The organism is Amycolatopsis sp. NPDC041971, from assembly GCF_055588925.1.
This window is the reverse complement of record NZ_JBVJCE010000019.1, coordinates 185,714-195,762: the sequence shown is the minus strand read 5'-3', so window position 1 is coordinate 195,762 and position 10,049 is coordinate 185,714. Positions and strand designations below refer to the sequence as shown.

Annotated in this window: 9 protein-coding genes; 8 read left to right on the top strand and 1 reads right to left on the bottom strand. The window is 67.6% G+C overall.

Annotation, left to right across the window (positions count from 1 at the left end; genetic code table 11):
- Positions 1-179: 179 nt before the first annotated feature.
- From ACZ6DT_RS32130 to ACZ6DT_RS32115, 4 genes are read left to right on the top strand one after another with little or no spacing between them, the layout of a single operon-like run.
- Positions 180-575, top strand: a complete 396-nt coding sequence (locus tag ACZ6DT_RS32130; protein ID WP_465602344.1) for a GntR family transcriptional regulator — start codon at positions 180-182, stop codon at positions 573-575.
- On the top strand, positions 572-1,435 hold the full coding sequence (locus ACZ6DT_RS32125; protein ID WP_465602343.1) for an ABC transporter ATP-binding protein: 864 nt from the start codon (positions 572-574) through the stop codon (positions 1,433-1,435). Before ACZ6DT_RS32130 ends, ACZ6DT_RS32125 begins: the two co-directional genes overlap by 4 nt.
- A gap of 9 nt (positions 1,436-1,444) precedes the next feature.
- Complete coding sequence (locus ACZ6DT_RS32120; RefSeq protein ID WP_465602341.1) at positions 1,445-2,233, top strand: ABC transporter permease; 789 nt, start codon at positions 1,445-1,447, stop codon at positions 2,231-2,233.
- 14 nt (positions 2,234-2,247) lie between these two features.
- Positions 2,248-3,168 carry an ABC transporter permease gene (locus tag ACZ6DT_RS32115; protein WP_465602339.1) on the top strand — a complete coding sequence of 307 codons (921 nt, stop codon included), beginning with the start codon at positions 2,248-2,250 and terminating at the stop codon, positions 3,166-3,168.
- A gap of 20 nt (positions 3,169-3,188) precedes the next feature.
- Here ACZ6DT_RS32115 and asnB read toward each other — a convergent pair whose 3' ends face one another.
- Positions 3,189-5,021, bottom strand: a complete 1,833-nt coding sequence (gene asnB / locus ACZ6DT_RS32110) for an asparagine synthase (glutamine-hydrolyzing) (RefSeq protein WP_465602337.1) — start codon at positions 5,019-5,021, stop codon at positions 3,189-3,191.
- A gap of 344 nt (positions 5,022-5,365) precedes the next feature.
- On the opposite strand from asnB, the gene kdpF reads away from it, so the two are divergent.
- The 4 genes from kdpF to ACZ6DT_RS32090 all read left to right on the top strand — a co-directional run bounded on the left by kdpF (position 5,366) and on the right by ACZ6DT_RS32090 (position 10,044).
- A complete protein-coding gene (kdpF, locus tag ACZ6DT_RS32105) occupies positions 5,366-5,467 on the top strand; it encodes a K(+)-transporting ATPase subunit F (RefSeq protein ID WP_465602336.1) in 102 nt (33 codons plus the stop codon).
- A gap of 37 nt (positions 5,468-5,504) precedes the next feature.
- On the top strand, positions 5,505-7,175 hold the full coding sequence (kdpA, locus tag ACZ6DT_RS32100; protein ID WP_465602334.1) for a potassium-transporting ATPase subunit KdpA: 1,671 nt from the start codon (positions 5,505-5,507) through the stop codon (positions 7,173-7,175).
- Positions 7,176-7,335: 160 nt separating this feature from the next.
- Complete coding sequence (gene kdpB, locus ACZ6DT_RS32095) at positions 7,336-9,429, top strand: potassium-transporting ATPase subunit KdpB (protein ID WP_465602333.1); 2,094 nt, start codon at positions 7,336-7,338, stop codon at positions 9,427-9,429.
- A gap of 3 nt (positions 9,430-9,432) precedes the next feature.
- Complete coding sequence (locus tag ACZ6DT_RS32090) at positions 9,433-10,044, top strand: potassium-transporting ATPase subunit C (RefSeq protein WP_465602332.1); 612 nt, start codon at positions 9,433-9,435, stop codon at positions 10,042-10,044.
- The last annotated feature ends 5 nt before the right edge of the window (positions 10,045-10,049 follow it).

Here is a 10,049-nt window from a genome sequence, read left to right as displayed (position 1 = left end):
GCCTTGTGGTTGGTTCTTTTCTCCCCCCCCCCCCTCTCCCCCCCCCCCCCCCCCCCCCCCCCCCCCCCCCCCCCCCCCCCCCCCACCGCTTTTCGTCGCCCCCTCTCGTGACCTCGCTTGACAAGGGCGGGCGTTTGCCTGCACCCTTTCACTACTTAATTAGTGAAAGGGTTTTGCTGGTGGTCAGCTTCCACTTGGACAAGGGATCGGGCGTCGCGACGTACGTCCAACTCGTCCAGCAGGTCAAGAACGCCCTCCGCCTGGGATTGCTGGAGCCGGGGGACCGGCTGCCGACGGCGAAGGAAGTGGTCGCCGAGCTGGCGATCAATCCCAACACCGTCCTCAAGGCATACCGCGAGCTGGAGCGCGAAGGGCTCGTAGAGGGGAAGCCGGGTCTCGGCACCTTCGTCCAAAAGACGCTCGGAGGCGCTTCGTTCGCGGAGCGCACGCGCCTGCGGAAGAGCCTTGGCGCCTGGGTCCGCGACGCGCGGGAATCGGGGCTGGATCAGGAAGACGTCGAGGCGTTGTTCACTTCCGTGGTGGTCGACGGCTTTCGAGGGGAGCGGACGGCATGACCGATAAGCCTGTCATCGAGGCGACCGGCCTCGGCAAGCGCTACCGCCGCAAATGGGCACTGCGCGACTGCTCGCTCTCCGTCCCGAGAGGGCGCGTCGTCGCCCTTGTCGGGCCCAACGGCGCGGGCAAGACGACCTTCCTGCACCTGGCCGTGGGGCTGCTGGACGCGACCCTCGGCTCGGTCTCGATCCAGGGAACCGCGGCCTTCCTCGCCCAGGACAAGCCGTTGTACCCGGGTTTCAGCATCGCCGAGATGCTCAAGTTCGGCAGGCGCCTCAATCCCGGCTGGGACGACGAGTTCGCGCTCAAGCGCATCGAGTCGCTCGGACTTCCCTTGAAGCACAAGGTCGGCAAGCTTTCCGGCGGCCAGCGGGCGCAGGTCGCGCTCACCCTCACGCTCGCCAAACGCCCGGACCTGCTGGTGCTCGACGAGCCGCTCGCGAACCTCGATCCGCTGGCCCGTCACGAAGTCATGCGCGGCCTGATGGAGGCCGTCGCCGAGACCGGGATGACCGTTCTGCTCTCGTCCCACGTCGTCTCCGACCTGGAGAACACCTGCGATTGGCTGATCGTCCTCAACGGCGGGCGGGTGCAGGTCAGCGGCGACATCGACGAACTCGTCGCCGGGCACCGGATCCTTTCCGGTCCGGTGGAGGAGGCCGACGCGCTAGCCAACCGCGTCGCGATCGTGGACGAGGCGAGGGCCGGCAGGCAGGCGACCGTGTTCGCCCGCACCGAACCGGTCCCGCTGGGTCCACAGTGGACCGAGCGGCCGTCGACCCTGGAGGAACTGGTGCTCGCCTACCTGCGGCGGCCCGAATCCGCGAGCCTGCCTCGTCCGACACTGGCTTCGGCGTAAGGGGAAACGATGCTCTGGCTCACCTACCGTCAACACCGGATGCAGCTGCTGATCACCGCCGGTCTGCTCGTCGTCGTCGGGGTCCTGTTGCTGGTCAACGGAAACGCTGCGGCGGACAGTCCGGACCCGGCGACGCTGTTCTCGGATCTGTACACCTATCTCTCCTGGCTGCAGGTCGTCCCGGTGGCGATCGGAGTCTTCTGGGGTGCCCCGCTGGTCGCGGCGGAATACGAACGCGGCACCACGAAACTCGCGTGGACCCAGTCGATCTCTCGATTCCGCTGGCTCGGCGTGAAACTGGGGTTCCTCGCCGTGCTCGCCACCCTCGGCGGTCTCACGTTCGGCACGATGATGCAGCGCTGGGTGGAGGTCTTCCCCACCGATCGCGGCGACACCGCCTTCACCAGCCGCTTCGACAATCCGGTCCTGTTCGCGATGACCGGCGTCGCGCCCGGCGCGTGGTGGCTCTTCGGGTTCGTACTCGGCACCGCCGCGGGAGCGTTCCTCCGCAAGACCCTGCCCGCCATCGCCGTCACCATCGCGGTGACCGTCGGCCTGATGATCGGCGTGAGCAACTTCCGTGACCTCTACGCCGAACCGAAACTCGTCGCACTGGGTACGGAACCCCCGGGAAGGGTCCTCGAAATGGTGCAGGACGCCGCCGGCGAGATCACCGCGCTCAAGGTCCTGCCCGCGGAGTGGTATTGGCGTTTCCAATGGACCGAAGCCGCGATCCTCGCGGGTGTCTCGCTTCTGCTCGCCGCCGCCGCGACCTTCGCCATCCGGCGTCGTTCCTAGAAAGGCATGTCTTCTTGCTTTGGCTCACTTGGCGGCAGCACCGTACCCAGCTGCTGGTCACCCTGGGATTCCTGGCCGTGCTCGGGGGTGTCCTGTTCCTCGCCGGACAGGTCGCCGTCGACGCCGCGAACGGCAAGACCTCCTTGTACTGCCACGGCGGCGGCATCCCGTGCCGTGAGTACGACGCGGGGCTGGAGGATCTCTATCAGAAGATCTACCCACTGGTCGCGATGGTGCCGTTCGTTCCCTTGCTGGCGGGCGTCTTCTGGGGCGCGCCGCTGCTCGCCAGGGAGTACGAGCGCAACACCCACCAGCTCGCGTGGACGCAGTCGGTCGGCCGCGGGCGCTGGCTGGCCGTCAAATTCGGTGTTCTCGCCGGGTGCGCGATGCTGGCAGGACTCGCTTCGGGGCAGATGTTCGGCGGGTGGTTGGAGATGTTCCCCGGCAAGGCGGAGACCTTCGCCGAGACGTCGTACTTCGGCGCGGTCGGGGCCGCGCCCGCCGCCTGGTGGCTGTTCGCCTTCGCCCTCGGTGCGGCGGCCGGGGTGCTGGTGCGCAAGACCTTGCCCGCCATCGCGATCACGGTCACGGTGTTCCTCGCGGCTTCGATCGCCTTGCTGCTTCTGAGGCCGCATTACGCCGAGCCGGTGCGCACGATCGGCCCGGATGCGGCCGCGAAGGGAGCGCTGATCGTCAATCTGGGCAGGGTCACGCCGGACGGCCGCGAGATGAGTTCACTGGACGACGTGCCCGGCTGCCCGGCGGGGCTGGGGAAGAGCGCGTGCGCTCAGGCGGCGGGGTATCAGGACTTCACCGTCTACCAGCCCGTCGACCGGTTCTGGCGGTTCCAATGGACCGAGGCGGGCATCCTGCTCGCCGCGACCGCGGTGCTCGGGGGAGTCGCGGTAGGGGGCACGGTCCGCCGCCGTCGCTGAGACGGCGGCGGACCGGGTGCTCAATCGAGCCGCAGTTCCGGGGAGTACAGGTCGAACCAGTGGTAGAGGTCCAGCGCCCGGTCGATGCCGGAGCGCTGGGCCGAGGACATCGTGACCGGGTCCACTTCGGACACTCGGTGCAGCCAGTCTCGGTCGAGGAGTTCGAACACCGGATTGTCCCGTTCGGTCAGCGCCTCCTTGGCCTGCTGCTGCAACGCCGCCGCGTAACCGGGGTCCTGAGTGGACGGATACGGGCTCTTGACCCTGTCCCGCACCGACGTCGGCAGCACGTGCTCGGTCGCGTGCCGCAGCAGGCTCTTTTCCCTGCCGTCGAACGTCTTCAGCGACCACGGCGTGTTGTAGACGTACTCGACGAGGCGGTGATCGCAGAACGGCACTCGTACCTCGAGCCCGACGGCCATCGACGCCCGGTCCTTGCGGTCCAGCAGCATCCGCACGAATCGGCTCAGGTGGAGGTTGCAGACCGTCCGCATCTTCCGGTCCTGCTCGCTCTCGCCGTCGAGGTGCTCGACCTGGGCGACGGCGGTGCTGTACTGGTCGGCGATGTAGCCGGGCAGGTCGAGCTTCTCCTGGACCTCGCCGCGCAGGAGGGTGCCCCGCTCGCTGGTGAGCCCCATCCGGAAGGCGAGCCAGGGGAACGTCCCCGAGTTCACCGCGGCTTCGTCGTGGAACCAGCGGTACCCGCCGAAGACCTCGTCCGCGGATTCACCGGACAACGCCACCGTCGATTCCGCGCGGATCGCCTTGAACAGCAGGTACAGCGAGGTGTCCATATCGCCGAGCCCGGCCGGGATGTCCCGCGCGGCCAGCACCTTGCGGCGGACCTCGGGGTCGCTGAGCTCGGCCGGGTTCAGCACGACGTCCTGGTGGTCGGAGCCGACCAGCCGCGCGACATCTCGGATGTAGGGCGAGTCCGGGGTGTCCCGGACCTCGTCCGGCTGGAAATGCTCCTCCTGGCCCTGGAAGTCGACCGAGAACGTGCGTAGCCGTTCGCCCTGTTCGGCCAGCCGCGCTGCGGCGAGACCGGTGACAGCGCTGGAATCGAGCCCGCCGGACAGCAGGACGCAGCGGGGCACGTCGGCGATCAGCTGGCGGTGCACGATGTCGGTCATCAGCTCGCGCACCCGCTCGACCGTGGTCTCCTGGTCGTCCGTGTGCGGTTTCGCGTCGAGCTTCCAGTACGTCCGCGTGCGGATACCGGAGCGATCGACGGTGACGATCGTGCCCGGTCCGACTTCGTGCATGCCCTTCCACAGCGACCAGCCGGGGGCCTTGGTCATGGACATCAGCTCGCGCAGGCCGTCGGTGTCGACCACCCTGCGCGCCAAGGGGTTCGCGAGGATGGCCTTCGGCTCGGAGCCGAAGAGGACGCCGTCCGGGGTCGGGTGGTAGTAGAACGGCTTGATGCCCATGCGGTCGCGGATCATCACAAGCTTCTCGTCGCGTTCGTCCCAGATCGCGAAGGCGTACATGCCGTTGAGGTGATCGACGACCTCGTCGCCCCACTCGAGGTAGCCGTGGAGCACGACCTCGGTGTCGCTGTCGGTCTCGAACTTGTGGCCCCGCCGGGAAAGCTCCTCGCGCAGCTCGGTGAAGTTGTACGCCTCACCGCTGTAGACCATGGCGGCCAGCCCGGCTTCGGCCATCGGCTGCCCGCCGCCCGGCAGATCGATGATCGCGAGACGACGGTGGCCCAGCGCCACGTTCGGCCGGATCCAAGTGCCCGAGTCGTCCGGCCCGCGGCACGCCATGGTCGCGGTCATCGCGTCGACGACCTCACGGCGTTGGGTCAGATCCGTACCGAAGGAGACCCACCCGGCGATTCCGCACATCGCTACCTCCTAATGATTAGTTAGCGCATACAACTATCTGTAACACTGGTGTAACACGCTTCGGTCGGCTTGTCTGCCCGAATTGCACGCTCCGTCCGCAGTGCGTCACCGTGTGTGGGACACGTCACCGGGCATCAAGAAGTCGTAAAGGCACCCGATCGGGGCATCAAGAGGCCGTCAGGCCGCGGTCGCGTCGGTCTGTACCAGGCGCAGTGTTGCGGGGTCCTGGTCACCGATGGGGTGACCTGTCCTGAGAGGTGCCTTGTGGCCGACTTGCTCTACGCCGTGCTCTTGATCGGCGTATTCGTGGTTCTCGCCCTGACCCTTCGCGGTCTGGAGAAGCTGTGACCGGCACGGGAACTCTTGCCAACGTCGTCGGCGGACTGCTGGCGCTGGGGCTGATCGTCTACTTGTTCATCGCACTGGTCAGGCCGGAGAAATTCTGATGCGTCCCGACGTACTTGTTCCCGCGGAGGGACTGGCATGACAGATGTCATGGCCGGCCTCCTGCAGGCCGGCCTCCTTCTCGTCGCGCTCGCCGTGGTCCACCGGCCACTCGGCGACTACATGGCGCGGGTCTTCACTGTCTCCTCGGCCGAGAAGCACACCAAGGCCGAACGCGGCCTGTACCGCCTGTTCCGGGTGAACCCCGGATCGGAACAGCACTGGAAGACCTACGCGTCCGCCGTGATCGGCTTCTCGTTCGTCTCCGTCGTCTTCCTGTACCTGCTTCAGCGACTCCAGGCGATCCTGCCGTGGAGCCTCGGCAAGGAGCCGGTCTCGCCGGCGGTCGCCTTCAACACCGCCGTCAGTTTCGTGACCAACACGAACTGGCAGTCCTACAGCCCCGAAGCGACCATGGGTCACTTCGTGCAGATGGCCGGCCTGACCGTGCAGAACTTCCTGTCCGCGGCCGTCGGGCTCGCGGTCGCCATCGCGGTCGTCCGCGGATTCGTCCGCTCGAAGACCGACCGTCTCGGCAACTTCTGGGTGGACCTGACGCGCGGCACGGTCCGGATCCTGCTGCCGATCGCGTTCGTGGCGGCGCTCGCGTTGATCACGCTCGGCGTCGTCCAGAGCCTCAAAAGCGGCGTCGACGTCCTCAACCCGGACGGCAGCACGAGCAAGATCGCGCTCGCGCCCGCCGCCAGTCAAGAGGCCATCAAGGAACTCGGCACCAACGGCGGCGGCGTCTTCAACGCCAACTCTTCGCATCCGTTCGAGAACCCCAACGCTTGGACCAACCTGATCGAGATCTTCCTGATCCTGGTCATCCCGGTCTCGCTCACCCGCACCTTCGGCAAGCTCGTCGGCAACACGCGGCAGGGCTACGTCCTGCTTTCGGTGATGGCCGGGCTCTTCACCGCGATGCTCACGGTGACCTGGCTGTCCGAAGCCCACGCGAGCGGACCGGCGGCATCGGCCGCCGGGGCGAACATGGAGGGCAAGGAACAGCGGTTCGGCATCGGCCTGAGTTCGCTGTTCGCCAACGCCACCACCGGCACGTCGACCGGCGCGGTCAACAGCATGCACGACAGCTACAGCGGACTCGGCGGCGGCGGAGCGCTGCTCAACATGCTGCTGGGCGAGATCTCGCCGGGCGGGGTGGGCACCGGTCTTTACGGCATCCTCGTGATGGCCGTGATCGCGATGTTCCTCGCCGGGCTGATGGTCGGCCGGACACCGGAGTACCTGGGGAAGAAACTCGGCAAACGCGAGGTCACCTGTGCGGCGGTCTCGATGCTCGCGATGCCGACGGTGGTGCTGCTCGGCTCCGGTATCGCGCTGATGAACCCCGGCAACCTGGCCGCTTTGAACAACTCAGGCGCGCACGGCCTCTCCGAGGTGCTCTACGCCTACGCCTCGGCGGGCAACAACAACGGCAGCGCGTTCGCCGGGATCACCGTCACCAACGACTGGTTCCAGTCCTCCCTCGGCGTGGCGATGCTGCTCGGCCGGTTCGTCCCGATCCTCGCCGTGCTGTGCCTGGCCGGATCCCTTGCCTCCCAGCGGAAGGTTCCGGAGACCGCCGGCACGCTGCCCACCACCGGACCGCTCTTCGCCGCGATGCTCGCGGGCACGATCGTGCTCGTCGCGGCCCTCACCTTCATCCCGGCGCTCGCGCTCGGGCCGATAGCAGAGGCACTTGCATGAGCCGCGGTACGCATCGAGACCACCACGCGCGCGCGAGTCGGCAGACCCCGCTATCGGGGCGGCAAGGCGCCATTTCATCGGACTCGCGCTTCATCCGGAAACCGCGTCTTGGCGACGCGATCGCGGTCGCGCGCAAACTCGCGAAGGGCACAGCACTCGCATGACCGTCACCCAGGAACGCACCCCCGAAGAGACAACGCAGCACCACGTGGAGAACACGGGCCGGGTCGGCGCGGGGATCTTCAGTCCACGTCAGCTCCTGACCTCACTTCCCGAGGCGCTGCGCAAGCTGAACCCCAAGCATCAGCTCGGCAACCCGGTCATGTTCGTGGTGTGGATCGGCTCGGCGCTGACCACGGTCTTCGCGATCACCGATCCGAGCGTGTTCACCGTCCTCATCACGATCTGGCTGTGGTTCACCGTCCTGTTCGCGAATCTCGCCGAGGCCGTCGCGGAGGGCCGGGGCAAGGCGCAGGCGGAAACCCTGCGGCGCAGCAAGAAGGAGACCGTCGCCCGCCGCCTCACCGAGGACGGCGACGAGGAGACCGTGCCGGGTGCCGACCTGCGCGTCGGTGATCTCGTGGTCGTCGAGGCCGGACAGGTCATCCCGGGCGACGGCGACGTCGTCGAGGGCATCGCGACCGTCGACGAAGCGGCCATCACCGGCGAGTCGGCCCCGGTCATCCGCGAATCGGGCGGCGACCGGTGCGCGGTCACCGGTGGCACCACGGTGCTCTCGGACCGCGTCGTCGTGAAGATCACCACCAAACCCGGCGAGTCCTTTGTGGACCGCATGATCGCCTTGGTGGAGGGTGCTTCCCGGCAGAAGACACCGAACGAGATCGCGCTGACGATCCTGCTCTCGACGCTGACGATCATCTTCCTGCTCGCCGTCGTGGCGTTGCAGCCGATGGCGGGCTACTCCGGCAGCCAGCAGTCCGTGATCGTGCTGACCGCGTTGCTGGTGTGCCTGATCCCGACGACGATCGGCGCTCTGCTGTCCGCGATCGGCATCGCCGGGATGGACCGGCTGGTCCAGCGCAACGTCCTCGCGACGAGCGGTCGCGCGGTCGAAGCCGCCGGTGACGTCTCGACGCTTCTGCTGGACAAGACGGGCACGATCACCTTCGGCAACCGCAAGGCCACCGAGCTGATCCCGGTCGGACAGTCCACTATGGACGACATCGCCAGGGCCGCCCGGTTGTCGAGCCTCGCCGACGGCACGCCGGAAGGCCGCAGCATCGTCGAACTCGTCGCGAGGGAACACGGGCTCGGCCAGACCGCGTCCGACGGCGAGAAGCTCGCGGACTTCGTCGAATTCACCGCGCAGACCCGGATGAGCGGCATCGACATCGGCGAGCGGCAGGTCCGCAAGGGCGCCACCGCCGCCGTGCGGGAATGGGTCCGCGAACGCGGCGGCGACATGCCGGACGAGACCGAACGCGTCGTCGACGAGATCAGCCGGCAGGGTGGGACCCCGCTGGTGGTCGCGGAGTACGACGGCGTGAAAGCGTTCGTGCGCGGCGTGATCCGGCTGTCCGATGTGGTCAAACCGGGGATGAAGGAGCGGTTCGTCCAGCTCCGCGCGATGGGGATCAAGACCGTCATGATCACCGGCGACAACCCGCTCACCGCCAAGGCCATCGCCAGGGACGCGGGCGTCGACGACTACCTCGCCGAAGCCAAGCCCGAAGACAAGATGGCGCTGATCAAGAAGGAGCAGGAGGGCGGACGGCTGGTCGCGATGACCGGTGACGGCACCAACGACGCCCCGGCGCTGGCACAGTCCGACGTCGGCGTCGCGATGAACACCGGGACCTCCGCCGCCAAGGAGGCGGGGAACATGGTGGACCTCGACTCCGACCCGACGAAGCTGATCGAGATCGTCGAGATCGGCAAACAGCTGCTGATCACGCGCGGCGCGCTGACCACCTTCAGCGTCGCCAACGACCTCGCGAAGTACTTCGCCATCCTGCCCGCGATGTTCACCGGCATCTTCGCCCAGCTCGGCGCGCTCAACGTCATGCAGCTGGCGACACCGAAGTCGGCGATCCTCTCGGCGGTCATCTTCAACGCCCTGATCATCGTCGGGCTGATCCCGCTCGCCCTGCGCGGCGTCCGGTACAAACCGTCGTCGGCCTCGACGCTGCTGCGCCGGAACCTGCTGGTCTACGGCCTCGGCGGCATCGTCAGCCCGTTCCTCGGGATCTGGCTGATCGACCTGCTCGTCCGTCTCATCCCTGGAATCGGGTGACCCATGAACGCACTTTTGAAGCAGACCCTCGCCGGGCTGCGCGTCCTGCTCGTCTTCACGGTCCTCCTCGGCGTCGTCTACCCGCTAGGCGTGTGGGCGGTCTCCCGGATCCCCGGCCTCGAGAGCAACGCGGAAGGCTCGATCGTCACCCAGGACGGGCAGGCCGTCGGCTCCTCACTGATCGGGATCGACCCGGTCGCGGCCGACCCGGCCAAGGATCCGTGGTTCCACAACCGCCCGTCCGCGGGATCGAAGGACGTCCTCGGCCCCGGTGACCCGTCGTCGTCCGGCGCGTCGAACAAGGGCCCGTACAACGAGGACCTGGTCGCCGCGATCGTCGAACGCAAGAAGCTCATCGCCGCCCGTGAGGGTGTCCAGGAGTCGCAGGTGCCCGCCGACGCGGTGACGGCGTCGAGCTCCGGGATGGATCCGGCGATCAGCGTCGCCTACGCCGACCTCCAGATCCCGCGAGTGGCCAGGAACACGGGCTTGCCCGAGGAAAAGGTCCGGCAGCTCGTGGCCGACAACTCCAGCGGCGCCGGGATCGGTGTGCCGGGAGTCAATGTGCTGAAGGTCAACTTGGCCGTGCGCGACGCGGCCGGAGGAGCACACTGACAGAC

Coding starts and splice junctions, on each gene's coding strand:
- ACZ6DT_RS32125 (WP_465602343.1), top strand. CDS start 572: ATGACCGATAAGCCTGTCATCGAGGCGACCGGCCTCGGCAAGCGCTAC.
- ACZ6DT_RS32120 (WP_465602341.1), top strand. CDS start 1,445: ATGCTCTGGCTCACCTACCGTCAACACCGGATGCAGCTGCTGATCACC.
- asnB (WP_465602337.1), bottom strand. CDS start 5,021: ATGTGCGGAATCGCCGGGTGGGTCTCCTTCGGTACGGATCTGACCCAA.
- kdpA (WP_465602334.1), top strand. CDS start 5,505: ATGACAGATGTCATGGCCGGCCTCCTGCAGGCCGGCCTCCTTCTCGTC.
- kdpB (WP_465602333.1), top strand. CDS start 7,336: ATGACCGTCACCCAGGAACGCACCCCCGAAGAGACAACGCAGCACCAC.
- ACZ6DT_RS32090 (WP_465602332.1), top strand. CDS start 9,433: ATGAACGCACTTTTGAAGCAGACCCTCGCCGGGCTGCGCGTCCTGCTC.